At 40.6% G+C, this 24876-nt stretch carries 27 protein-coding genes; 15 read left to right on the top strand and 12 right to left on the bottom strand.

The window, feature by feature from the left end; translation table 11 throughout:
• Positions 1-288 precede the first annotated feature (288 nt).
• From ACFQZJ_RS18960 to ACFQZJ_RS18990, 7 genes are all read left to right on the top strand, one after another.
• Positions 289-1164, top strand: a complete 876-nt coding sequence (locus ACFQZJ_RS18960) for a DUF6090 family protein (protein WP_379936550.1) — start codon at positions 289-291, stop codon at positions 1162-1164.
• Positions 1165-1292: 128 nt separating this feature from the next.
• Positions 1293-1844, top strand: a complete 552-nt coding sequence (locus ACFQZJ_RS18965; RefSeq protein WP_379936551.1) for a hypothetical protein — start codon at positions 1293-1295, stop codon at positions 1842-1844.
• On the top strand, positions 1826-1984 hold the full coding sequence (locus ACFQZJ_RS18970; protein ID WP_379936552.1) for a hypothetical protein: 159 nt from the start codon (positions 1826-1828) through the stop codon (positions 1982-1984). The genes ACFQZJ_RS18965 and ACFQZJ_RS18970 overlap by 19 nt, the downstream gene beginning before the upstream one ends.
• 476 nt (positions 1985-2460) lie before the next feature.
• Entirely contained in the window at positions 2461-3576 is a 1116-nt protein-coding gene (locus tag ACFQZJ_RS18975) for an NAD(P)/FAD-dependent oxidoreductase (protein ID WP_379936553.1), read from the top strand.
• A 159-nt stretch (positions 3577-3735) separates the two neighbouring features.
• Positions 3736-4359 (top strand): hypothetical protein, encoded by a 624-nt coding sequence (locus tag ACFQZJ_RS18980; RefSeq protein WP_379936554.1) that lies wholly within the window; start codon positions 3736-3738, stop codon positions 4357-4359.
• Positions 4349-4819, top strand: a complete 471-nt coding sequence (locus ACFQZJ_RS18985; RefSeq protein ID WP_379936555.1) for a 3-oxoacyl-ACP synthase — start codon at positions 4349-4351, stop codon at positions 4817-4819. Before ACFQZJ_RS18980 ends, ACFQZJ_RS18985 begins: the two co-directional genes overlap by 11 nt.
• Before the next feature lie 61 nt (positions 4820-4880).
• Complete coding sequence (locus ACFQZJ_RS18990) at positions 4881-5252, top strand: SnoaL-like domain-containing protein (protein ID WP_379936556.1); 372 nt, start codon at positions 4881-4883, stop codon at positions 5250-5252.
• A gap of 17 nt (positions 5253-5269) precedes the next feature.
• Here the strand turns inward: ACFQZJ_RS18990 and arfB are convergent, their stop codons facing one another.
• The 9 genes from arfB to ACFQZJ_RS19035 all read right to left on the bottom strand — a co-directional run bounded on the left by arfB (position 5270) and on the right by ACFQZJ_RS19035 (position 14254).
• Positions 5270-5674: an alternative ribosome rescue aminoacyl-tRNA hydrolase ArfB gene (gene arfB, locus ACFQZJ_RS18995; protein ID WP_379936557.1), complete on the bottom strand. Its 405-nt coding sequence runs from the start codon at positions 5672-5674 to the stop codon at positions 5270-5272.
• Between the two features lie 160 nt (positions 5675-5834).
• Positions 5835-6425, bottom strand: coding sequence for a hypothetical protein (locus ACFQZJ_RS19000; protein WP_379936558.1), 591 nt, complete (start codon positions 6423-6425; stop codon positions 5835-5837).
• Positions 6422-6928 (bottom strand): RNA polymerase sigma factor, encoded by a 507-nt coding sequence (locus tag ACFQZJ_RS19005; protein WP_379936559.1) that lies wholly within the window; start codon positions 6926-6928, stop codon positions 6422-6424. Before ACFQZJ_RS19005 ends, ACFQZJ_RS19000 begins: the two co-directional genes overlap by 4 nt.
• A 283-nt stretch (positions 6929-7211) precedes the next feature.
• Positions 7212-8186, bottom strand: coding sequence for an ABC transporter ATP-binding protein (locus tag ACFQZJ_RS19010; protein ID WP_379936560.1), 975 nt, complete (start codon positions 8184-8186; stop codon positions 7212-7214).
• An 89-nt stretch (positions 8187-8275) separates the two neighbouring features.
• On the bottom strand, positions 8276-10432 hold the full coding sequence (locus ACFQZJ_RS19015; RefSeq protein WP_379936561.1) for a prolyl oligopeptidase family serine peptidase: 2157 nt from the start codon (positions 10430-10432) through the stop codon (positions 8276-8278).
• A 306-nt stretch (positions 10433-10738) separates the two neighbouring features.
• Positions 10739-11728 (bottom strand): aspartate-semialdehyde dehydrogenase, encoded by a 990-nt coding sequence (locus ACFQZJ_RS19020; RefSeq protein ID WP_379936562.1) that lies wholly within the window; start codon positions 11726-11728, stop codon positions 10739-10741.
• 288 nt (positions 11729-12016) lie between these two features.
• Positions 12017-12424 (bottom strand): large conductance mechanosensitive channel protein MscL, encoded by a 408-nt coding sequence (mscL, locus tag ACFQZJ_RS19025; RefSeq protein ID WP_379936563.1) that lies wholly within the window; start codon positions 12422-12424, stop codon positions 12017-12019.
• 86 nt (positions 12425-12510) lie between these two features.
• The gene (gene alr, locus ACFQZJ_RS19030; protein WP_379936564.1) at positions 12511-13617 is read right to left on the bottom strand and encodes an alanine racemase; all 1107 of its coding nucleotides are present in this window, start codon (positions 13615-13617) and stop codon (positions 12511-12513) included.
• Entirely contained in the window at positions 13610-14254 is a 645-nt protein-coding gene (locus ACFQZJ_RS19035) for a thymidine kinase (protein ID WP_379936565.1), read from the bottom strand. The genes alr and ACFQZJ_RS19035 overlap by 8 nt, the downstream gene beginning before the upstream one ends.
• A 209-nt stretch (positions 14255-14463) precedes the next feature.
• Here ACFQZJ_RS19035 and ACFQZJ_RS19040 point away from each other — a divergent pair, with 209 nt between their 5' ends.
• From ACFQZJ_RS19040 to ACFQZJ_RS19065, 6 genes are all read left to right on the top strand, one after another.
• Complete coding sequence (locus ACFQZJ_RS19040; protein WP_379936566.1) at positions 14464-15144, top strand: hypothetical protein; 681 nt, start codon at positions 14464-14466, stop codon at positions 15142-15144.
• A gap of 117 nt (positions 15145-15261) precedes the next feature.
• Positions 15262-15933 (top strand): 16S rRNA (cytidine(1402)-2'-O)-methyltransferase, encoded by a 672-nt coding sequence (gene rsmI, locus ACFQZJ_RS19045; protein WP_379936567.1) that lies wholly within the window; start codon positions 15262-15264, stop codon positions 15931-15933.
• A 30-nt stretch (positions 15934-15963) separates the two neighbouring features.
• Complete coding sequence (locus ACFQZJ_RS19050) at positions 15964-17004, top strand: succinylglutamate desuccinylase/aspartoacylase family protein (RefSeq protein WP_379936568.1); 1041 nt, start codon at positions 15964-15966, stop codon at positions 17002-17004.
• Complete coding sequence (locus tag ACFQZJ_RS19055) at positions 17001-18128, top strand: DUF819 family protein (RefSeq protein ID WP_379936569.1); 1128 nt, start codon at positions 17001-17003, stop codon at positions 18126-18128. The genes ACFQZJ_RS19050 and ACFQZJ_RS19055 overlap by 4 nt, the downstream gene beginning before the upstream one ends.
• A gap of 116 nt (positions 18129-18244) precedes the next feature.
• The gene (locus ACFQZJ_RS19060; RefSeq protein ID WP_379936570.1) at positions 18245-18814 is read left to right on the top strand and encodes a uracil-DNA glycosylase family protein; all 570 of its coding nucleotides are present in this window, start codon (positions 18245-18247) and stop codon (positions 18812-18814) included.
• Between the two features lie 151 nt (positions 18815-18965).
• Positions 18966-20165, top strand: a complete 1200-nt coding sequence (locus ACFQZJ_RS19065; RefSeq protein WP_379936571.1) for an ATP-binding protein — start codon at positions 18966-18968, stop codon at positions 20163-20165.
• A 64-nt stretch (positions 20166-20229) separates the two neighbouring features.
• Here the strand turns inward: ACFQZJ_RS19065 and ACFQZJ_RS19070 are convergent, their stop codons facing one another.
• The gene (locus ACFQZJ_RS19070; RefSeq protein WP_379936572.1) at positions 20230-20385 is read right to left on the bottom strand and encodes a hypothetical protein; all 156 of its coding nucleotides are present in this window, start codon (positions 20383-20385) and stop codon (positions 20230-20232) included.
• 486 nt (positions 20386-20871) lie between these two features.
• Positions 20872-21474 carry a carboxymuconolactone decarboxylase family protein gene (locus ACFQZJ_RS19075; RefSeq protein ID WP_379936573.1) on the bottom strand — a complete coding sequence of 201 codons (603 nt, stop codon included), beginning with the start codon at positions 21472-21474 and terminating at the stop codon, positions 20872-20874.
• A 128-nt stretch (positions 21475-21602) separates the two neighbouring features.
• On the opposite strand from ACFQZJ_RS19075, the gene ACFQZJ_RS19080 reads away from it, so the two are divergent.
• On the top strand, positions 21603-22028 hold the full coding sequence (locus ACFQZJ_RS19080; RefSeq protein ID WP_379936574.1) for an OsmC family protein: 426 nt from the start codon (positions 21603-21605) through the stop codon (positions 22026-22028).
• Between the two features lie 92 nt (positions 22029-22120).
• Positions 22121-23809, top strand: a complete 1689-nt coding sequence (gene recJ / locus ACFQZJ_RS19085; protein ID WP_379936575.1) for a single-stranded-DNA-specific exonuclease RecJ — start codon at positions 22121-22123, stop codon at positions 23807-23809.
• Between the two features lie 105 nt (positions 23810-23914).
• On the opposite strand, the gene ACFQZJ_RS19090 is transcribed toward recJ, so the two are convergent.
• Positions 23915-24865, bottom strand: coding sequence for a GNAT family N-acetyltransferase (locus ACFQZJ_RS19090; protein ID WP_379936576.1), 951 nt, complete (start codon positions 24863-24865; stop codon positions 23915-23917).
• Positions 24866-24876: the final 11 nt, after the last annotated feature.

Raw genomic sequence — 24876 nt, forward strand, 5'->3', positions numbered from 1 at the left:
AACGACGATAGAAATTGTTCTTTGGTATACGTTCGCTCAGTTGAAATTGTGCGAACAGCTTTTCCTGGTACTCCTTTTTTCCCTGCATACCTAAAGGTACGATCAATCGCCCCATGGGCAAGATCGAAAAGCAACTTTTTTGCCTATCTTGTGCAACAGGCACACAACCTATAAACAATACGGGCTTCGGGTTTAATCCAAAGGTTTGTGTATTTTTATGAAGTCCGCAAAATCTTTGGGATTTTGCTTTAACAAGGAAAAGAAAAAACAAAACCAAAAGATTTCGCTATGTGCGTGGCGGAAAGCAAACGCTGGTTTGCTCCCGTACTGTTCATAGCTCAACCGTTGTGCTTCATTATAACCAACCGCTATCTAATGATAAAATTTTTTAGAAAAATTAGACAAAACTTGCTTTCGGAAGGAAAAACGGGAAAGTATTTTAAATATGCTCTCGGAGAAATTATACTTGTAGTAATTGGAATTCTAATTGCGCTTCAAATTAATAATTGGAATGAGCAAAGAAAAGATAAAATAAAGGAACAAAGTTTACTTAAACAACTACAAGAAGATTATCAGTCTAATCTTTTACAATTAGAAGAAAAAATGGCGACCAGAGAAATCATGCTTAAATCAGCAGTACAACTGTTGAATGCTTTTGATGAACCAGTTGGTGTTTTTAGAGATTCCGTAATTAAAAATCTCGCTGACATTAGGAATGAGCCGACATTCGATCCTATAAAAAACAACTTAACCAGTTCGGAGAATTTAAGATTGATTAGCAACAACGAATTGAGACGTTTACTATCAAATTGGTCATCTGATGTAGTTGGAGTAACAGAAATCGAAACTAATTGGATTAAATTACTGAACGAGCAATATCATCCAATTATTTCAGAATTAGGTTTGGGCAGAGATGTCTATAATAGTTTTATGAACGCATCTAAACATTATTGGCTATTAGATAAGAACTCAAATTCTTTTAAATCAGAAATTGGAATTTCAAAATTAAGCGCTACCCTAAATGAAATATTAATTAATAAAAATTTGGAATCTATCATTTCTGCGGCAATTGTTCTTAATAGAGGTGCTAATCTGCAATCTGACGCTTTACGACGAAGAATCTTGGAGATTTTAGAATTAATTGAAGACGAAATGAAAAATTAACGAAAGCACAACAATGGCTATTACAGGCTTATCCTGAAAATTCCGCAGGAATTTTCAGCTTGTCGTATAATTGCAAAAGTCCGTACTAACCCACGCAACTACTCATAGCCAAACCGTTGTAAAACATTTTGAAAAAAATAATCGCCATATCAATTTTAAGTATTCTTTTTAGCTGTAAAGAAAAAGAGCAAAAAGTATTATCGGAATTTACCGAGCAAGATGCTTACGAAATAATTAACACTCACTTTATCGGACAACTAAACGAAAGTGATGCCGATTCAATAATTTATTGGAATAACCGACAATTAAGAAGTCCAGAATTTGAACATACATTTATAGAATCTGATAGAATTTTAAACTTTACAGAAATTCCAGCACCATATCCAATTTTTACGGCTGAATATTGGAATACGGAAAAAATAAATGGAATTAAGGTTATGGAATGGAAAGAATACGATTCGTTCTTTAAGAAAAATGATTCAATGAATCTAGAAGTTTTATGGGACACTAAATTTAATGGAGAATATGTTCACAATGTTTCATATCCAATTTACAATCCTGAAACAAAGATTGCGGTAATACGAGATTATGATTATCGACCATTTATAATTTGTGGAACTGGATTGGACAACATATACTATTATAAGAAAAATGAAAGTGGTTGGAGTATACTCAGATAGAAAATTGGGCAGACGGAATTGAAAATGAAAACGCAAAGTTTACGCAGACGGAATTTACAAGGTTTATGGAAAAGAAGGATATTATTAAAATCGTTGCGGAAAAAACGTTTTACAACAACGTATCCTATGAAAAGCCCTAGTCCAGTTCTCTAAAGGTAATCAATATTCTCTTTTTGCCTTAAACCACCTTTTTTTCTTTTTAATATAACGTGCTCCGCATCCTGTGTGTGATACACCTTTTTTCAGGGTTCACCGGTCCCGAACCTTCGGGATAGACTGTTTAAACGATTAAGACCGAGAAATACTAAAACAAAAAGGTATAAAACAGGAAAACGAACCATACAGATAAAATTTGACCAAAAAGTGCCGAAAACAGAAATAAAAAAACTGGTAAAGGAACAAGCTAAACTGAACCAAAAATAAATACTACTGCTCATAATAAAGCCACCTATGAAAAGCCTGGCATGGTTCTCTAGTGCAATTTCCTTTTTGCCTTGAACCAACGTTCTAGACCGCTAATTGCCTAGTTTGTTTTGTAATGAATTTTGTGTTGGTACTTAATTAAATACTAGTTTTGAGTGCTGGTTTTATGCTAGAACCAAAAACAATTAATATTATGAACCTAAGCTACTGGGAATATAAAACTTGGCTGTCCAACATTGATTTTACCGTCGTTGGTAGCGGTATCGTTGGACTTAATTGTGCTTTACAGTTACGTAAACGATTTCCTGAGGCCAAAATTCTAATATTGGAAAGAGGCCTATTGCCGCAGGGTGCCAGTACCAAAAATGCGGGTTTCGCCTGCTTTGGGAGTATTTCCGAAATCCTTTCAGACCTAAAGACCCATTCAGAAGAAGAAGTACAGCAACTGGTACAAGACCGATGGGACGGTATAAACGGCTTACGTGACATGTTAGGCGATGCTGCATTGGATTTACAGCTGCTTGGCGGTCACGAGCTTTTTTTGGAAGAAGATAACGCGCTTTTTCATGAATGTGTGTCGCAGCTACACCGTGTAAATGAATTGTTGCGTCCCGTTTTTGGTGCCAATGCCTTTGAGGTCTCTCCCAATAGGTTTAACTATAAGGGCATTGCTCCAAATTATATATCGCACACCTTTGAAGGGCAGATAGATACCGGAAAAATGATGCAGGGCTTATTGCAGAAAGCGACTTCCGAGGGCATTAAAATTTTAAATGGCGTCACCGTAATATCGGTTAACGATAGTGCCGATGGGGTTGCGATAACGACCGATGCATTTACGTTTTTTTCCAAGAAATTATGTGTCGCCGTTAATGGTTTTGCAAGCGATTTGATACAAGAAAAAGTACAACCGGCAAGGGCGCAGGTAATCATCACCAAACCTATTCCAAACCTGCCTATAAAAGGCACGTTTCATCTTCAGGAAGGGTATTATTATTTTAGGAATATAGACAATCGCATCTTATTGGGCGGCGGTCGAAATTTGGATTTTAACGCCGAGGAAACGACCGAGTTCGGCACGACCAAGTTAGTTCAGGACAAATTAGCTGAAATATTAAATGTGGTTATATTACCCGATACGCCTTTTGAGATTGACTATGCGTGGAGCGGCATCATGGGTGTGGGCAAACAAAAGAAACCCATAGTAAAATTAGTGTCCAACAATGTGGCTTGCGGTGTGCGTTTAGGAGGCATGGGAATCGCCATAGGAACTTCTGTTGGTATACAACTGGCAGATATGTTTCAATAGGGGTTCTTTTTAAAATAACCCAATAGAATTGCATACGCTAAGATATTATTTTTATATTGTAGCCCCCATCATATCTTCACCTTAGGTAATTGCATACATCCTTAACCTTTTAATTGTAGTTCGCTGCACTATGGCATACGCATAGCTGAACACTATAATATGAAAGTAGATTTTAAAAATTACGGGACGCATGTTTTGTTGTCTTTGTTGATGTCCTCTGTTTTTGGATGCGCTAGTATACAAACCTCCTATCAGAGAGAATACAACAGGATTTGGAGAGAAATGGTCAAGTCCGAGGCTTTTCAAAAATCATTGGAAAAACAGGCACAGGAACAAGATCTTTATGCCAGTGCGGACGATGACATGATACTTTTGGAAGAACCCTACGAAGTCAAGACCAATATCTTGTTTGAAAAAGAGTATCAATCTTTGGTGTCACGGGCTTACTTTAAAATCATAACGGAGGCGGAGAAAGCGGATGCCCGCATATCGTCTGAGTATAGAATGCTAAAGGAACAGGAGGATAATAATCCTACTGGTATGGATAAGGCTATTAAAAAACGAAAAGAACTGGTAACTAAAAAGTACAACGCGCACAAGGCAATGCTCGGCGGACTAAAATCTTGGAATATATTTAGTGAACATAGGTCCGGAGACCTGGATTATTTTAAGGCCGAAAACCGGGATGCTATTTCAAAAATGAAGGCGAATGGTGAGGACAATGCCCAAATCGTAAATTACCTGATCTATAAAATGGCAGATTTGTACCATCTTGAAGAATAACGACGATCTCTACGCTCTTAAGGAAGTTGCATTTACCCACTGCAGCACATTTGTAGCGGAGCGATTAGCTCGGTTAAACCGGCAGGCCAAAGAAATTTCAGATGCACTTACCTCCGAGACCAAAAGTAGTGCAGGCGATAAGCACGAAACAGGAAGGGCCATGCTTCAATTGGAACGTGAAAAATTAGGGGCACAACTTGCCGAAGCGGAAAAAATGCAAGCTTTGTTACATAAAGTTCCTAAAAACAAAGCACTTGGCCATGTTGGTCTAGGGGCATTGGTCATTACAAACCTCAGTAGCTATTTTATCGCTGTTTCCGCTGGCGAAACTAGCCATAAAAACCAGAAGATCTATTGTATTTCCCCGGCAACTCCCATAGGAAAATTACTCATGGGAAAACAGGCAGGAGACAACTTCACTTTTCAGGCCAAGGAGACTATAATATTGACAGTCATTTGATTATAGGTTGAGTATAGTACTTTTCTTCGTATCTTTTAGGCACTAATCAATACATAAAATCATGACAACAGAAGAAGTAGCTCGCAACTTAGTGCGTTTTTGTAAAGAGGGCAAATATCCGGAGGCATACGATTTGTATGCAGACGATGCGGTGAGTATGGAAATGGAAGGAATGGCTTTTGGAAATCAGATTACCAAAGGGAAAGCCAACATTTTGGAAGAATTTGTCCAATGGCAAAATAACATTCAGGAAATGCATGGCGGCAGTGTGGGCGAGCCCATGGTGGCCGGCAATCATTTTGTGGTTCCTATGACAAGCGATGTAACCTTTAAGGAAGGCGGCCGCATGCAGATGGAGGAATTGTGCGTATACGAAGTTGCAAACGGAAAGATCAAAAAGGCCCAATTTTTCTATGAAGTCCCTCCGCAGTAGTTTCCCAAAGTGTTAGTTTAATCCAAGCGAGGTTTGCTCCGATTCGCTTTTTTAAGCGCGGCCTTTTTTTTGGATTTCAGCCTTTTTTCTATGGATGACCTGGACGGTTTGGAAGGTTTTCTTTTTTTGGGGATAATGAGTGCTAGGTCCAGCAGGGACAATAAACGTTTAATAACTATGGATTTGTTACTGTGTTGACTTCTGGATTCATCACACTGTAACACTAACAATCCATTTTTAGATAATTTGGATTTCAGCTTTAATAAAAGGCGGCTTTTTTCCCTTTCGCTGAGTCCATTGGAATTTTGGACATCAAAGGACACCTCAACCTTAGAGGAAACCTTGTTCGCGTGCTGGCCACCGGGACCACTGCTGCGAACGGCCTTAAATTGAAGTTCCTGTAAAATGATATCACGATCCAAAATATAATTTTCGGTAAAAATAGCGAAACCAACAATAATGTTAATCTGTGAATTGTCTTTCCGACCCAAGGAGGAATCCCACGTACTGTTAAGTAGAGATTGCCCCTACTTCGGATAGGAAAACAAGTGGTTAAACGCTTTAAAAAGTAACCAAAACCAGCTATCCCTTTAGTTCTGCTAATAATGCATCGACCTTGGCTATTCTTGGTTCGATTTCATTTTTTACTCTTCGTTTATTTAAAAAATAGCCATATAGTCCTATGGCGATAGTTAGCAAATAGCTAATAACTATTATAGTTCGCTTTTCGGGTATCTCCCAAAAGTCAAATAGAAAAAGTAGCATTATTGGAAATAGCGGCAGAATTCCCCAGTAGAAGTAGGTTTCAAGCAGTTTCTTTTGGGCTTCAAGATATACTTTAGTCTTTTTTAGATGTTTTAGGTAATTTTCCTCCAAATTACTTGGCTTTGTTTTGTTTACGCCTAGTATTTTGGTTAATGTAATAATCCCTAAGACAATTATTAAAATAGAGGCGATTTTGGCAGTGGTAAATGGAACCCAATAGACTACGAATGCAAAGGAAATAATGCCAATAATTACCGAAATGAATTCTACTAGTTCTAAATACTTCCACCAACGATGTAACCTTCCCAAACTGGATTGTAGCTCTATCATCAATCTAGATTTCTCGAACTTTATACGTTCTTGTTCACTTGAGGATTGCCAAATTTTAATCAATTCATCTTCTATCATGAGTTTTCGTTTATACAGTTCAACAATTTTGATTTAATCCGCTTGACCTTTACCGCTATGTGATTTTCCGATAATCCTAGAATAGTTGAAATTTCCCTGTAGGCAAGTCCTTCCAAGTAGAGGGCAACTATCGCCTTATCGGCTTCATTTAGTGTTTTCACACAGATTCTTAGTTTATGGAGTTTTTCGTTTTTGTCTTCACGATAATCCACTGAATCATAATTGGCAATAACGATACTATCCAATCGGATAAACCGGTGTTGATTTTTGGTGTGTTTGGATTTAAACCGTAGACAAACATTTAAGGCAATTCTATACATCCATGTGCTTATTGCGGCATCACCTTTAAACGTGCCCATAGCCTTCCAAACATGAACGAGTATTTCTTGAAATAGGTCTTTGGCGTCGTCATCGTCTTTGGCATAGATGGAGCAAATACGAAACAGTTTCTCTTGGTGCTGTTCCAGCGCGGTAAGAAATAAAGTTTCCTGTTGGTTTTTCATGGTCAATGTCCCTTTCTACTAGTTTAGTTACCAAAGTCTTTTAAATATGACACTTTGTTATAAAATTATTTGAAATTGAATAGCTAAGAGCGTTTATAGTGAAAAGGACATGGCAAGTTTAAACCAGCAGCATTCACATTAATTTAATTATAATGTGGTACGTTGCTTGTGTAGAAAAACAAAAATGTAAAAGATTGAGATTCCTATGTTGTATCCCTTAATGGCTACTGCGGACTTGTGGGTTTCCAAGTTATCTAGGCATATACCAAAAGATCGGCCCGGGCTATTGTATTCGTTGGTTTATGGTATCTAAGGAGATATTCAGATACAATTCTTTTCCTTTTGGTAAAACCGTATGATGCTGAAAATAAATTGATTCTCCATTTGCTATATTCCCTATGTTAAGGTAATAATTACCCATAGGAAAACTTTCTATAACGGTAACGGCTAGGCCGGAAGTGTTCGAAACCTTCAGTTCATGCGCGTAGACAATAATGGTTTTGTCCGATTGGGCGTATGATTTTAATTGTGACATGGAAATACTATTTGCCTCCCCAAAAAGGGATGCGATGTATAGATTTCTAGGATTTCTAAAGAGCTCCATAGGGTGATCATCTGCAATAATGCCTTTATCCCGCAATACGACCATGCGGTCCATAAAAGGCAGTACATCGTTGTGGTCATGCGTGGCTACAATACACGTTATACCATTGTCCTTTGCATACTTAAATATGTTCCTGCGCAGGCTATTTTTTAAGAAGTTATCAATATGGCCAAAGGGTTCGTCCAATAAAACTACCTCAGGTTTTTGGGCCAATACCCGTGCCAAGGCAACCCGTTGCTGTTGTCCCCCGCTTAGCGTATTTACTTTTTTATGAGCGAAATCGGTGAGCTTTATTAGTTCTAAAAGTTGCTGGGTTCTGTCTTTAAGTTGTTTTGGGTAAAATACGGACAGGTACTGGCTTATGTTTTCCTTGACTGTGGTAAAGGGCATTAAATCAAAGTCTTGGGATAAATATTTCATATAGGGTGCTCCTGGTACCAAATTATAGGCCGGGCCAAGAATGGGTTCGTTTTCCCAAAAGATTTCTCCTTGTTCCAAGTCCATTAACCCGTATATGAGTTTTAAAAGGGTGCTCTTTCCGCAACCACTTTCCCCTATAAGGGCTACGTGCTCGCGCCGTTGTATTCTTAGATTAATGTCCGCTAAGACAGGTACGGTGTCATAGCTGTAAGATACATTTTCAATTCTTAACATGGGGAATAGCCTCTAGTCTAGTACGATAATAGGAAATCCGTTCATAACAAGAACGGATTTCCCAATAGTATATTGATTTAAAATTGAATTTATTCCTTAAATTCTTTTAGAACGGCTTGGTTGGGCAATTCGTTAAAACCCATATTGTAGAGCGTAAATCCAAAAATATCGGCATATTGTTCAATGGTTTTGCTCACAGGTGTTCCCGCACCATGTCCTGCATTGGTCTCTATACGGATCAGGGTAGGATGGTCACCCGTTTGTTTTTCCTGTAATTCTGCAGCAAATTTAAAACTGTGGGCCGGCACCACACGATCATCATGGTCTCCGGTAGTTACTAAGGTTGCAGGATAGGAAGTTCCCGCGGTTACGTTATGTACGGGCGAGTAGCCTTTCAAATAATTGAACATTTCCGCATTGTCTTCCGAAGTACCATAATCATAAGCCCAGCCTGCACCTGAGGTAAAGGTATGGTAGCGAAGCATATCCAATACACCAACAGCGGGCAGTGCTACCTGCATCAAATCGGGTCGCTGTGTCATGGTTGCGCCAACCAGCAATCCACCATTGGAACCGCCTCGGATGGCCAAATATTCCTTGGAGGTGTAGTTGTTATCAATGAGGTATTCCGCCGCGGCGATAAAATCATCGAAAACGTTCTGTTTTTTTGTTTTGATACCCGCATCGTGCCACTGCTTGCCATACTCGCCACCGCCTCTTAAATTAGGTACGGCATAGACACCTCCCTGCTCCATCCAAACGGCATTTACAATACTAAAAGAAGGTGTAAGGCTGATGTTAAAACCACCGTAGCCATATAGGATAGTTGGATTCTTGCCGTTGAGTTCCAGTCCTTTTTTGTGCGTTATGATCATGGGTATTTTAGTACCGTCCTTAGACGCATAGAATACTTGCGTAGATTCGTAATCGGCAGGGTTAAAATCTATTTCCGGTTTCCAATACTGTTCGTATTTTCCCGTTTCTACATTGTACTTGTACGAGGAACCGGGCGTGTTGTAATTGGTAAAGGAAAAGTAGAATTCCTTATCCTCTTTTTTGCCGCCAAAACCGCTCGCACTTCCTAATCCCGGAAGCTGAACTTCCCGCACTTGTTTTCCGTTGTAATCATATTGATAGACCTTGGATATGGCATCTACCATATATTCCGCGAAAAAATAGCCGCCACCTGTACTTGGACTTAAAACGTTTTCGGTTTCGGGAATAAAATCTACCCAATTTTCATGTCCGGGATCTGCGGCATCTACGGTCACTATTTTTTGGTTGGGTGCGTTTCTGTTCGTTACCAGAAATAATTTGGAACCTACATTTTCTATAAGGTACACATCGGATTCCGTGTCGTCTACAATCGGAATCAGAAGTCCGTTGGGATCTTCCAAATCCCTAATGAACAATTTGTTCCCGGAAGTGGATACCGATGCGGAAATGGTGAGGTATCTATTATCCTCCGTTACACTAGCCCCAACATAGCGATGCTTCTCTAGCGGCGTGCCACCAAAGATCAAGGCGTCGTCTTTTTGATCCGTGCCCAGTTTGTGGTAATATACTTTGTGCTGATCTGTTTTGGCGGAGAGCTCACTGCCCTCTGGTTTGTCGTAACTGGAATAATAAAAACCATCGTTCCCTTTCCAGGAGAGACCGCTGAATTTTATATCTACGAGGGTGTCCGCTATAATGTTTTTGGATGCTGTTTCCATAACAATGGCCTTGCGCCAATCACTACCGCCTTCAGAAATCAAATAAGCGGCCAAAGAACCGTCTTTCGTAAAACTAAGTCCGGCCAAGGAAGTGGTGCCGTCTTCGGAAAAGGTATTCGGGTCCAGAAAAACTTCTGCCTCTGCATCTCCTTTTTGGCGGTAGACAACATATTGGTTCTGTAGCCCGTCGTTCTTGTAAAAATAGGTGTAATCCCCTTCTTTAAACGGGGAACCTAATTTTTCGTAGTTCCATAATTTTTCCAAACGATTTTTAAGGTCTTTACGAAATGGAATATTTTCTAAATATCCGAAGGTAGTTTTGTTCTGTTCGGCAACCCAAGCCTCTGTTTCCGGGCTACGGTCATCCTCCAACCAGCGATAGGGATCTGGCACATCGGTTCCAAAATACGTGTCTACGGTGTCAACTTTTGCGGTTACGGGATAGTTCACTGCTACGGGGTCTCTTTTAGTTTCTGTTTGGCATGCAACAAAAATAACAATTGTTGCTAGGCTTAAAATTAGTTTTTTCATGGTGCTAGTTGCGTTTATTTGGATAAAACTACCATAAAAAAACCTTCAAAACAGGATAGTTTTGAAGGTTTTAACATTGAAGTCATTTAAACTTTTTCTGTTCGCTAAAAAATTGCTCTTTTTCGCCGCGGGCTGCAGCTGGCTCCTCATTCAAAAGCCAAATTGTTGGCTTTTGTTTCGGCCCTGTCTTTTTTTCCTTCCATAGCTGTGCTATGCAACTCAAAAAAGCCTTCAAATGGTCATAAAATTGCTAATTTTCGCTTGAACGTGAAAAGTTTAAACCACTTCATTCTGTATCGCTAATGGTTACACGAGTTTGTTCTCTACTACGTACTCGGCAATTTGTACAGCGTTCGTTGCTGCTCCTTTTCTAAGGTTATCTGCAACGATCCACATATTTAAAGTATTGCGTTGGGTCTCGTCCCTGCGGATGCGCCCAACAAATACCTCATCTTTATCGTGGGCATAAATTGGCATGGGATAAGTATTGGTATCCGGATTGTCCTGTACGGTAACGCCTGGTGTATCGTTTAGGATACGGCGGATCTCGTTCAATTCAAAATCATTCAAAAACTCAACGTTTACGGATTCCGAATGCCCTCCTGCCGTAGGGATGCGCACCGCTGTTGCCGAAATGGAAAAAGAACGGTCGTTCAATATTTTTTGTGGTTCTCGGGCCAGTTTCATTTCTTCCTTGGTGTACCCGTTTTCCAGAAATACATCGCAATGTGGAAGGGCATTTCTACCAATAGGATAGGGGTAGGCCATTTCACCCTTAACACCCGCTATTTCGTTTTCCATTTGTTTTATCGCCTTAACGCCCGTTCCGGAAACGGACTGATAAGTAGAGATAACCACGCGCTTCATTTTATATTTTTGGTGCAAGGGCGCCAATGCCATTACCAACTGAATCGTAGAACAGTTGGGATTCGCAATAATTTTGTCGGTGGCCGTAAGTTCGTGGGCATTGATTTCGGGCACTATTAATTTTTTGTCCGGATCCATGCGCCATGCAGATGAATTGTCTATCACCGTAGTACCGGCCTCGGCAAATTTAGGGGCCCATTCCAAGGACGTGTCCCCACCGGCAGAAAAAATAGCGATCTGCGGTTGTTGCGCGACGGCATCTGCCAGACCAATGATGCTGTGTTCCTGATTTTTATACGTCAATTTTTTACCTACCGATCGCTCCGAAGCTACCAGTAAGAGTTCTGTTATAGGGAAATTGCGTTCTTCCAATACCCTTAACATTACCTCACCTACCATTCCTGTGGCACCTACTACTGCTACTTTCATTTGATACTCATTAAAATTAAGCGACAAAAATAAGGAATACCCAGTGTTGTAGTCTCAAAAATCAATAAAATTTTAAAAATATAACAAATTGTTTTTTATGTAACATTTTATGGTTGTAAGGGTATTTAGGATAATTGCGCTGACGAACGTATAGAAAAGGTAGTAGGCCATAAACTAGTTTTCAAAAAAAACCGTCAATAGTGTTAGCGAAACAACTATTGACGGTTTTAAGATTAAACTGTGGTGCAGCGGCATGTCCCGAGTTAGTTCGGGAAATACGTTCTATACTTACTTTTTCAAGGCATCCCTGATTTCGGTAAGTAATTCTTCTGCCGTTGGCCCTGCAGGTGCAGCAGGAGCTTCTTCGACCGGCGCTTTTGTTTTATTGTAAGCTTTAACAATCATAAATAGCACAAAACCAACAATGATCAAGTTGATGATGGTATTTACCCATTTTCCGTACATGATGGCATTTTCCGGTGTTGTTACCGTACCATCGGCTGCTTTAACAGCTTCGCTCAATATTACTTTCATATCCGCAAAATTTACACCACCGGCAAAATGACCGATAATGGGCATCATAATGTCGGATACAAATCCGTTTACTACCATTCCTACGGCACCTGCCAAGATAACGGCAACCGCAAGGTCAATGACATTCCCTGTCATTATAAAATTCTTGAATTCTTTTAACATGATCTAGTGTTTTTTAATAATGGTTAAAATTAAGTTGGTGCAATGTACTAAAAAAATTACTTCTTAATAAAATGTTAATTAAAGATTTAGCTAATTACCATACGTTTTACACGTTGGGAAATTCCGGTTAGGAGTTCATAAGAAATAGTATTACCAGTTTCTGCAAATTCTTGGGCAGATAATTCCTTGCCAAAAATGAGCACTTCGTCTCCTTCTACGCAGTCGATTCCCGTAACATCGATCATGATCATATCCATACATACGTTTCCGATAATGGGTGCTTTTTTGCCATGTACACTTACGAAGGTTTTTCCGTTACCGTAGTGTCGCCCAATGCCGTCTGCATGCCCCAATGGTAAGGTTGCGGTAACTTTAGGATGTTCCGAGCTAAAGCCTCGATTGTACCCTACCGTTTCATTCGGTTTTAGGTGATGAATTTGGGATATGATCGTTTTTAAGTTCGCTACGGGTTTTAATTGCTTATCAAATTTAGTTTCGTTGCCATAACCGTAGAGCGCAATGCCGCTACGTACCATATCATATTGTGCTTCAGGATAATTCATGATTCCGGAGGTATTCAATAAATGGCGGAACGGCCGGTAGGATAAAAGTTTGTCCAATTCTTCCGTAATGGTATGGAACCGGCTAATCTGGTTTGCAGTAAATTCCCTTTCCGAATGATCTTCGGAGGCTGCCAAATGTGAAAACACGGAGAGGGCCTTGATCGCTGTAGCCTTTTTCATGACCGTTGCAATATGTGTTATATCCTCATATTGGAACCCAAGCCTATTAAGTCCCGTGTTAAATTTAAGATGTGCCGGGTAGTCTTTTTGGCCATGCTTTTTTGCAGTCTTTATAAATCCGTCCAGAATATGTTTGGCGTATATACTGGGTTCTAGGCATCTTTCTATAATCGTGTCAAAACTCACTTCTTGCGGATGCAATACCAAAATAGGTTTTGTGATGCCCGCGTCACGTAGCGCAACACCTTCGTTCGTGTAGGCTACCGCAAAGTAGTCGGCTCCCAGTTTTTCCAATTCTTGTGCAATAATTTGGGTGTCGCTTCCGTATGCAAATGCTTTTACCACGCACAGGAACTTTGTACCTGGTCTAAGTTTGGCCCGTAAATAGTGGTAATTATGAGCCAAGGCCTTAAGGTCCAGTTGGAGGACGGTCTCTCGCACCTTAGCCATTAGCGCTTTTATTTTTGTTCTTTATCTCTTCAGCTGTCACATGGATTCCTTTTACTTTTTCCTTGAGCATGGCCTTATAAAAAGCGCCCCTACTCAATGGTTCGTACTCCTCGGTTTCACCCAACATAACCAATTTATCGTTACTGGATTTTCTAAAGCTGTAATTGGCCAGGTTTCCGGTACGTGTGCAAACGGCATGTACTTTGGTAACGTATTCTGCGGTAGCCATTAGGGCCGGCATGGGACCAAAGGGGTTTCCCTTAAAATCCATATCCAGACCGGCAACGATAACCCGCACGCCCTTATTGGCCAGGTCGTTGCAAACGGTTACGATTTCGTCATCAAAAAACTGGGCTTCGTCTATGCCTATAACATCGCACGTGTCTGCCAATATTCTGATATTTGCCGCTGCTGGAACCGGTGTAGAGCGTATTTCATTGGCATCGTGAGACACTACCATTTCATGGTCATAACGGGTATCTACCATGGGTTTAAAGATTTCTGTCTTTAACTTGGCAAACTGGGCCCGCTTTAAGCGACGTATCAATTCTTCGGTCTTACCGGAAAACATGGATCCGGCAATCACCTCTATCCAGCCGAACTGTTCTTTGGGGTTCACGGTATTTTCGAGAAACATTTTGTAATTTTAGACGAAAATAAGTCGTTTTTCCGTTCTAGTTCTTAGAATGCTAAAGTTATTAAAAAAATAGGGTGCATGTATGTAATATTGATAAATTTGGGGAGTTGTTGTATATGGAATTGATTTTGCATCTTATGCCGTAACGCATAATTAAAAACTATGTGTCGCTGGCCTAAAAAGGTCTTGGATAGAAAGAAAAATAAAAGATGAAACAAAAGTTAAAAGAAGAATTGATCAAAATGTCTACGGACATTATTACATCTAGGGATATGAACGACCTTCCCGCCATGTACGAAGCGGCCAAAGGCTTGTATGAAAAACTGGCGGTACTTAAGTTTATTGAGGAAGAGTTGAACGATATCCAAGTAGATGTATCCAAGAATGTTATTGCAGAGAAATTTGAAAAAATGGCCAATGCAGTATTGAGTGCCAACTCTTCTGTTCCCGAAAGTAATCCGCACCAAGAGGATATCATTGTTCCAGGAATGGACACCATAAGGGATATGGTTTCCGAAATGCCCAACTCTGAAAGTCTGGATGAGGTCTTGAACGAATTTATGACCCAACCGAACTTAATGAAGAACGATATGGAGGTTTTTATGCCACCGGAAGACAAAAAGGAAGACCTGCCAAAGTCGTTGAACGACAGACTCTCCAACAATGAACTTAAGGTAGATCTAAATAATCGATTGGCCTTTGTGAAGCATTTGTTCCATGGTAGTACAGAGGATTATAATCGCGTGCTTTCACAGTTAAGTACGATAGATACCGAAGAGCGTTCCGTTGCTTTCATCACCAATATGGTAAAACCAGATTATAAGAACTGGGAAGGTAAAGAGGAATATGAACAACGATTTATGGAGCTGATAGCGCGTAGGTTCGCTTAAAGAAAAACGAATATTGTAAAACAAAAGACCTGGTACAATGTTGCCGGGTCTTTTGTTTTAATTAATGACTAAAGGTCTTAATCACTACTTTTGGGGCTACTGTATGACCAGTTTGTTATGGGAAAATTATATTTGGTGCCAACACCTATTGGAAATTTGGAGGATATGACCTTAAGGGCCATTCGTGTTCTAAAGGAAGTGGACTTGATTCTTGCCGAAGATACCCGTACCAGCGGAAAACTTTTGCAGCATTTTGATATAGGTACCCAAATGTATAGCCATCATGCGCACAACGAGCATAGTGCTATAGACGGTATTATAAAACGCTTACAGAACGGGGAGACCATAGCCCTTATTTCCGACGCAGGAACGCCCGCCATTTCCGACCCCGGGTTTTTATTGACACGCGCATGTTTGGAACACGAGATAGCCGTGGAATGTTTACCGGGAGCAACGGCCTTTGTTCCGGCATTGGTCAATAGTGGCCTACCGAACGACAAGTTTGTCTTTGAAGGATTCCTACCGGTCAAGAAAGGAAGACAAACCCGTTTAAAACTATTGGCAGAAGAAACCAGGACGATCATTTTTTATGAATCGCCCCACAAACTATTAAAAACGCTTACTCATTTTGTAGAATATTTTGGGGCGGACAGACCTGTATCCGTTTCAAGGGAACTCACGAAATTGTACGAGGAAACTGTACGAGGAACCGCGGCCGAAGTGTTACATCACTATACGAAAAAGCCACCTAAAGGAGAATTTGTCATTGTTGTGGGCGGGAAAAAATAAACACTATATTTAACTAATTAGTTGGTTGATATGAAGAGTTTACTTAGCGCGTTTTTTTCTATATGTTTTGTTATCGCCCTTGCTGCACAAGATGCAGAAGTCCCTACCGTAGACGACCTATCATTAGGGCAATTGGAAAAAGGAGAAATACATAAGCTCTGGTTAAGTCTTGGGGAAGACCATCTTTCAAATCCCATCAAAGTTCCTGTTTTGGTAGCCAAGGGAGCGGAAGACGGGCCGGTGCTGGGTCTTACCGCTGCCATTCATGGAAACGAACTTAACGGTATTGCCGTAATACACCAATTCTTTGAAACTTTGGAGCCTAAAAATTTAACGGGTACCGTGGTCGCCATTACCGGACTTAATCCTATGGCCATAGCCAACAACCAAAGGGAATTTGTAGACGGCACCGACCTTAACCGTATTTTTCCCGGTAAGCAAAAAGGCAACCGATCGGAACAAATGGTGTATCGTATCGGGGAGAAAATCATTCCCTTTTTCAATTATCACGTAGACCTGCATACCGCAAGTTTTGGGCGGGTAAATTCCTTGTACGGGCGCGGAGATATGCAAAACGATACCTTGGCCGGTATGCTAAATGCATTGGCTCCTGATATTATTGTAACGAACAAGGGTAAGGCTAGTTTTGGCTCTGCAGCAGGACTTACCATGCGGGCTTTTGCCATAGCTAAAGGTGTGAGTTCTGTTACGGTTGAGTATGGAAATCCGCAAGTTTATCAAGAGGAAATGATAACGAGAGGCGTGGCAGGACTACAAAATCTTATGGTGCATCTTAACTTTTTAGAAGGAGCGATTCAATCTTCAAAAGAGCGTAAAATATGTGCTAGATCATACTGGTTGTATACTGATATGGGCGGGTATCTAGATGTTGCCGTAGACCTGAACCAAGAAGTAAAAAAAGGTGAGGTCATTGCCATACTTAAGAACTCTTTTGGTGAAGTAATTGCAACATACAAAACCCCGGAAGATGGTATCGTGGTCGGAAAAAGCACCAATCCGGTAAGCAGTTCCGGTTCGCGGATCGTTCATTTAGGCATTTTAAAAGAATGACGGATCCATGGTTAATTACGGTATGTACGGTTTTAGCGGTATACTATCTAGATCGCTGGGAGAACAAACATGTAAAATCCATTTTCGATTGGGTACCTGCTATCTTGTTGGCCTACATTATCCCTGCCATTATTTCCAATTTTTTAAAGGTCGATTACGCACAGGCAGCCATTCACTCCTTTAGTAAGGACTATTTTATTCCTTTGGCTATTGTTGCCGTAATGAGCAGCTTATCTTTGGGCCAGCTTAAGAACATCGGTTTAAAACCTGTTGTAGTTTTCGCTTTTGGCTCTTTGTTCATAGCTGTATTTCCGGTTTTATTCATGTTGTTTTTTTCGGACACCCAACTCATATCCAAAACCATGGTAGCAGAGAACTATTGGATGGGAATTCCGCCCATAGTGGGCAGTTGGATCGGGGGCAGTACGAGTCAGTTGGTATTAAAAGAGTTAGTGGAATGCCCAGAAAACATATTCTTGGCGGTATTGGTGATGGATACCATTTTGGTAAATGTATGGACCATCTTAATGTTTCAAGGTATTAAAAGAAGCGACAAGCTCAATTTATGGTTTACCATTACCGATGTCGCAATTCCGGAGGATATACGGGTTGGAACAGGAGCAAAACTAAGTCCTTGGTTGAGTGCTATCATATTGTTAGGGTTTGTAGTACTATCTCATTTTTTGATTTCTAGTTTTGTATTAAAGGTAGTTTTGCTTTCCGTTGTAGGACTGTTACTAAGTAATTTTATTCCTAGGTGGAATTTTACCTTTGCATTAAAAGTGGGCAGTATTTTGATTATTGTAGTGATGGCCGTCTTGGGACTAAAACTACAGATAGCTACGCTAGGGTTTAATATGCCGTTTCTCGGTTTTCTTACGGTATGGCTGGTAGGCCATTTTGTTATTATGATGCTGATCGCTAAAGTATTAAATGTAAATATGGCGTGGGTGCCCATTGCGAGCATGGCCAATGTTGGTGGTATTGCAACGGCTCCCGCCGTAACAGCAGCTTATAATATTAAATGGATGCCACATGCGATCGTGCTAGCTATTTTAAGTATGGCTACGGGCACTTTTTGGGGAATGCTCACTATATGGTTGTTGAAAATGTTTGTGGTATAGGATCATTTTATGACGGATAAATGATGAGCCATAGGAAATAAAACCTCGTCTTTTCCTTTTTTGTGGTCAGCAATGGAAGGCCTTATCTACGGGAGAAACGAACAGTAATAGAACGGATGCAAAACCTACTTAGCCAAATAAAAAACTGTACTGTCTGCAAGGCACATTTACCCTTGGGGCCACGTCCTATTATTACGGGCACCAAGAATTCAAAAATTGTTTTAGTAAGTCAGGCACCAGGCAGAAAGGCGCATGATAACAACAGGGCTTGGGACGATGCCAGTGGTAGGAAGCTACGGGAATGGTTGGGCGTTACCGAAACACAGTTTTATGACCCAAATAATTTTGCGGTACTGCCTATACGGTTCTGTTATCCGGGTAAGGGAAAAACGGGGGATCTTCCTCCGCGACAAGAATGTGCGCCCTTATGGCATGCACCGGTTTGGGTACAATTTAAAAAGGTCGAATTAGTTCTTTTGAAAGGAAAGTATGCCCAGGACCAGTATTTGGGAGCTAATGCCAAAAAGAACCTGACAGAAAATGTGGCGAATTATACTGATTTTCTTCCAAGGTATTTTCCCTTGCCACATCCGTCTCCCGTAAACCATTTTTGGCGTGGAAAAAACCCGTGGTTCGAGGATGTGGTGGTAGGGGAGTTGCAGGACATAGTGGATGGAATACTTTAATAGTCCAGTAATTTCAGCTTGAACATATCCATACTTTGCTTGTTGTTACTTGCAATTTTTTACAAATTTGTTGGTAGTTAAAGACAATATTGGTTATTTTTGTTTGCGTATACAAACAAACTGTGTAATTGTATAGCATTACTTTATTGATATGGAAACGCTTTTTGATCTTCAGGAACAACTACTAGAGCAGGTCGATACTAGGTATCGTTATCTATTAAAAAAGATAGATTGGAACGAACGCCTAATAGCGATCAAAGGGGCTAGGGGCACCGGAAAGACTACCATGCTATTGCAATACATAAAATTTGAGCTTGGTACAGCCTATACTCCGCTATATGTTTCATTGGACAATCTTTATTTTTCAGACAATAATCTGGTCTCTTTGGCCCAAGAGTTTGTTTTGCACGGTGGCACGCATCTATTTTTAGATGAAGTACATAAATACCCAAACTGGTCCAGAGAATTAAAATTGATCTATGATCAGTTCCCTAGGTTGCGAACTGTATTTACATCATCCTCCATGTTGGAAATCTATAAAGGAGAGTCCGATTTAAGCAGAAGGGCGGTAAACTATCATTTAAAAGAACTCTCGTTTAGAGAGTTTGTACTATTCGAAAAAGGAATTGAGCTACCAAATTTTGAATTTGATCAACTTCTTAAAGACCACAATAAAATTGCCAAAATAGTAAAGAAAGATTTAGGGAACCCGTTAAAGGATTTTAGAAATTTTTTGAATTACGGATCATATCCTTATTTTTTACAAGGACAAAACGGATATCTACAAAAACTGTTGCGCACTATAAATTTGATCATAGAGGTGGACGTAAACGCGGTAGAGAACATCCCTTATTCCGATAGTCTTAAAATTAAAAGATTATTGGTTGCTATAGCGCAATCCGTACCCTTTACACCAAATATTTCAAAATTGAGCGAACGGTTAGGAATCTCTAGGGAATTTTTAATAAACTCGATTAAATTGCTTAATAGGGCAGATTTGGTCATGGAACTTTTTAAGCCAGACAAAGGAATAGGACAGTTTACAAAACCGCAAAAATTATATTTGAACAACACTAATTTAATACGGGCGCTCAGCAAAAATGTAAACGAAATAGGAACGATGCGCGAAACATTTTATGCCAATATGTTTAAAAATTTAAACAATCATGAAATTCACTTGGCAGGGAAAGGCGATTTCCTAATAGACCGGAAATATATATTTGAAATTGGGGAAAAAGGGAAGTCTACCCGACAGATAAAAGGTCTGGATAATGCCTATGTAGTGCGCGACGATATAGAATTAGGAAGTTTAAACGTGATTCCACTGTATTTGTTCGGCTTGTTGTACTAGTTTTTAATTAACAAACTTGATACAGTAGGCGAAGGAAGCTTTAAGAGCATTATATAAAGTGTGGCTAATTATACAGATTTTCATTCAACTTATTTTCCTTTGCCACATCCGTCGCATGTGAATCATTTTTGGCGCGGAAAAAATCCGATGTTCGAGGATAAGGTGGTGGTGGAGTTGCAGGGAATAGTGGGTCTATATTGTAATATTCGTGAGAGTTCATTTGGAGTATTTTTTTAGTATCCTTGTCATCGCTTTCAATTTTTTATTGTTTGCTGGTAAATCAAAGACAATTGTGGCATATTTTAACCGTACTATCAAAGAACTTTTATTGTTATTTTCTAACTAAGCTCTTTACAAAGAAATATTAAAACAAATACCGGCATTGAGAGCATAGCGAGGCAATCTTTTCATTTGTGAAAAACCTATACAACAGATTGCTTTATCGTATCTCCACACGAAGACGGTTTAACTAGGCTCTAGTTTAGAATGGCTATTTTGTTTGGAGTAGCTTATTTTTCGTGTTTTGGCTCCGTTTGCAGCAGAGTAAAACGGTATGCCGAAAATCCGGTCATTTTTTCCCTGGCGTTAAAGAGAATAGTCGGATTTTCTACGTTTGTACCAACTTAAGACATTCATAATTTCAATTTTAATCATAACAACAGTGCTACATTAAACTAAAGCCTTTAACTACAAACCAGTCTAAAATCTAATAAACACTCCCATCATGCTTCCCTTTCTCCCAACCGTGTTTCCCTAAGTATTGCTTGCCACTTTCCACGGCACCGTCTTCAATGGAGGTGCCCATGGAATCGTTCCATCGGTTCAAGTAGCCAAAAAGGGAAATCACCCCGAGCATTTCAACCACTTCGCCCTCGTTCCAATATGTGTAAAGACGTTCTTTTATTTCTGCGTCAACGGCGTTGGGTACTTGGGAGGCTTGTAGCGAAAAGTCGAGTGCGGCGCGTTCCGCATCGGAGAAAGCAGGATGCGTGCGGTATTCCCAGATATTATCCAGTTGTTCTTGTTCTGCACCGTAACGTTCCGCAGCACGTATGGCATGCGCTTGGCAATACCGGCAGCCAGTGGCATTACTACTTACCCAGGCGATCATTCTTTTCAGGGCAGAGGTAACGCGTCCTTCATTGGCCATAACGGCCTTGTTCAGATTAATAAACGCCTTGGAAATGGCCGGTCTGTGTTGCATGGTCAAGACCGAATTGGGGCAAAAACCTAAGGTTTCGTTAAAGAATTTGGCCAATTCGGCAGTTTCGGGACTGTGACTGGGATCAAGCGGACGTACTAAGGGCATATTTTTAAATTTTATAATTTGTGTTACATCGAGCGCAGTCGAGATGCATCTGTCCATCTTCTGGACTGCGCTCGAAACGACATACTAGATTATTGTATTTTTGTACCTGTACAAGAAACACAAAAATTATGGCGACAACAAATCATATCACAACGAAATGGAAAGGCGGAATGGCCTTTGAAACCAATAATCCGTCCGGGCATACCGTAAACATAGACGTGGGGCCAGAAGATGGCGGCGAAGGAAGTGGGTTTAGGCCCAAGGCATTAATGCTATCCGGTCTGGCCGGGTGCTCCGGACTGGATGTGGCTATGTTAATGAAGAAAATGAAATTGGAAGTAGACGACTTCCAAATAGAGACCATTGCCAACTTAACCGATGAGCATCCAAAGTACTATGACAAAGTGCGAATAGAATATCACTTTCACGGGGCTAATTTAAACGAAGAAAAACTACAACGTGCCGTAGATTTATCTGTAGAAAAGTACTGTGGCGTCATGGAAATGTTCAGAAGGTTTGCCGAGTTGGAAATCAAGACCATATTTCATAAATAACGTCTTTGCGAGGCACTAAGCAAACTGTTCATTCGATATTCCTAAGCAACAGATTGCTTCACTTTGTTCGCAATGACGTATAAAACAACCACATGCGCTGGACCATAAAACCAAAACCTGAAGCAGCAGAAATATACCAATTGGCAAAAGCCCTAAAGGTCGATGTACTGGTGGCGCAACTGTTACTGCAACGTGGAATAAAGACTTACGACGAGGCAAAAAGCTTTTTTAGACCCAAATTAGAAGCTCTACATGATCCTTTTTTGATGAAGGACATGGATGTTGCCGTGCTTAGAATTGAGACGGCGATCGCCAACAACGAAAATATTTTGGTTTTTGGCGATTACGATGTAGATGGCACCACGGCGGTAGCTTTGGTTTCTTCGTATTTATTGGGTTATTACCCAAATGTGGCCACTTATATCCCAGACCGGTATACGGAGGGTTATGGGGTTTCCTACATGGGAATCGATTTTGCCGAGGACAACGGTTTTTCCTTGATCATAGCTTTGGACTGTGGTGTAAAGGCAATTGATAAAGTAGCCTATGCCAAGGAAAAAGGAGTCGATTTTATCATTTGTGACCATCATAGACCGGGCGAAAAGCTACCTGAAGCGGTTGCTGTTTTAGACCCCAAAAGGTCCGATTGCGATTACCCCTACGACGAATTATGTGGTTGCGGCGTAGGTTTTAAGTTGATACAGGCTTTAGGTTCCCGAAGAGGTGAAACAATTTATGACCAAACACAATACTTGGATTTAGTGGCCACTGCCATAGGTGCCGATATTGTTCCGATAACCGGAGAAAATCGAATATTGGCCTTTTATGGCCTTCAGGTTATTAATGAAGCACCGCGCATTGGTTTTAAGGCTATTATAGACCAAGTGAACAAGGCAACGTTGACCATTACCGATGTGGTCTTTATCATAGCGCCTAGAATAAACGCTGCCGGACGAATGAAACACGGTCAGCATGCGGTAAACCTGCTCACCGAAACAAACTTGGAGCAGGCTGCAAAATTTGCGGCCGAGATAGAAAAATTCAATACGGACCGTAGGGAACTGGATCAGGAAATCACCCAAGAAGCGCTCCTTCAAATTCAGCAGAATCAAGAGGAAGAAGGTTTCACTTCTGTGGTGTACAACGAGACCTGGCACAAAGGTGTCATTGGGATTGTGGCGTCACGATTAACCGAAACCTATTACAGACCCACCTTGGTGTTTACCAAAAGCGGGAATAAATTGGCGGCATCCGCACGATCGGTAAAGGGCTTTGATGTGTATAATGCCCTGGAAGACTGTTCCGATTATATAGAACAGTTCGGAGGTCATAAGTATGCAGCCGGACTTACCTTGTTGGAAGAGCAGTACCATAATTTTAAGCATCAATTTGAAAAAGTAGTCAAGGAATCCATAGACCCACAGTTATTGGTGCCGGAAATTACGGTGGATGCCGTTATCGAACTAAAGGATATTACGCCCAAGCTATTGCGTATCATCAATCAGTTTGCACCTTTTGGTCCGGGTAATATGAGTCCAACCTTTATGGCCGAGAATTTGATAGATACGGGTTATGCAAAAGGTGTGGGAGCAGAGGAAGCCCATCTAAAGCTGGCCGTTACCCAGAACGATAGCTATAAAATTGGCGGTATTGGTTTTAATCTAGGGGATAAATTACCCTTGGTAACCAGCAGAAAACCGTTTAGTGCCGTATTTTCTATTGATGAAAATGAATGGCAGGGGAACGTGAGCCTTCAATTGAAACTTAAGGATATCAAGTAAAGCGTCTATCATGTTGGGTTGGCGACGGTCAATAAAGCATGGTGCTAACAAATTGGAGTATTACTATTCAAAGGTAGCATACGTTACTAGGTTTACAGTGCATCGTTATACATCCACTACCATCTGTATATTGCAACGTTCATAAGGCGTAGGCAATCCGGTCACCTTCTTAAACCCCAGTTTCCGATACAGGTTTATGGCCGGTTTTAAAACAGTATTGCTTTCTAGATATACTTGGTTAGCTCCTAGATCTTTTGCTTTGTTTAGCATTGCCTTTCCTAAAAGGTAGCCTATTCCCTTACCGTGGGCACGTGGTGAAACCGCCATTTTTGCCAGTTCATAGGGATATGGGTGGTCTTCCAATTTTTGAAGGGCACAGACTCCCACTACCTCACTGTTATGCAGTGCCACAAGAATCTCCCCTCCTTTGTTTAGAATGTATTCTTCGGGAAAGTCCAAGGCCTTATAGTCGGAATCTTCCATCTTAAAATAATGCCGAATCCAAGCTTCGTTCAAGGCTTTAAAATCTGCGCGATAGTTTTTGGTATAGGGTACGATTTTAATGGAGGCCGATTCCCGCTGCTTCTTTTGTTCCACTACCCTATCGAACAAGGTTTTTTCCTTCAGCAGGTATTCCAGTTCCAGAATGCCCTGCCAAATATCATGGGTGCTTTCTTTAAATAAAAGTGCAATAGCACTTGTTACATCGGTGTACTGTTTTTGAATGTCCATGGCTATTTTTTCGCCCGTTTTGGTCAAGCGAACAAGCTGTTTTCTTTTGTCGGTCTTATCTTTAGTTTTTACGATAAGTTTTGCTTTTTCCATCTCGCGGACGATAGCGATTACCGATGGATGTGAATGTCCTATTTGTTCGGCGATTGCTGTAATGGATTTCTCGGTTTCTTCTTGTGTAAGCACATAAAAAACGGGAAACCAATTTGGTTTAAGCGCTACGCCGTATAGCGCATACAGTTTTGTAGCATCTTTGGTCACGGTTTCGCTCAACATGCGCAATCGTGTGCCCAATGCCATTGCTCCAAGGGATTCATAAATCATATCGGTATATA

The sequence above is a fragment of the Maribacter chungangensis genome (assembly GCF_042676845.1).
Lineage (GTDB): Bacteria > Bacteroidota > Bacteroidia > Flavobacteriales > Flavobacteriaceae > Maribacter > Maribacter chungangensis.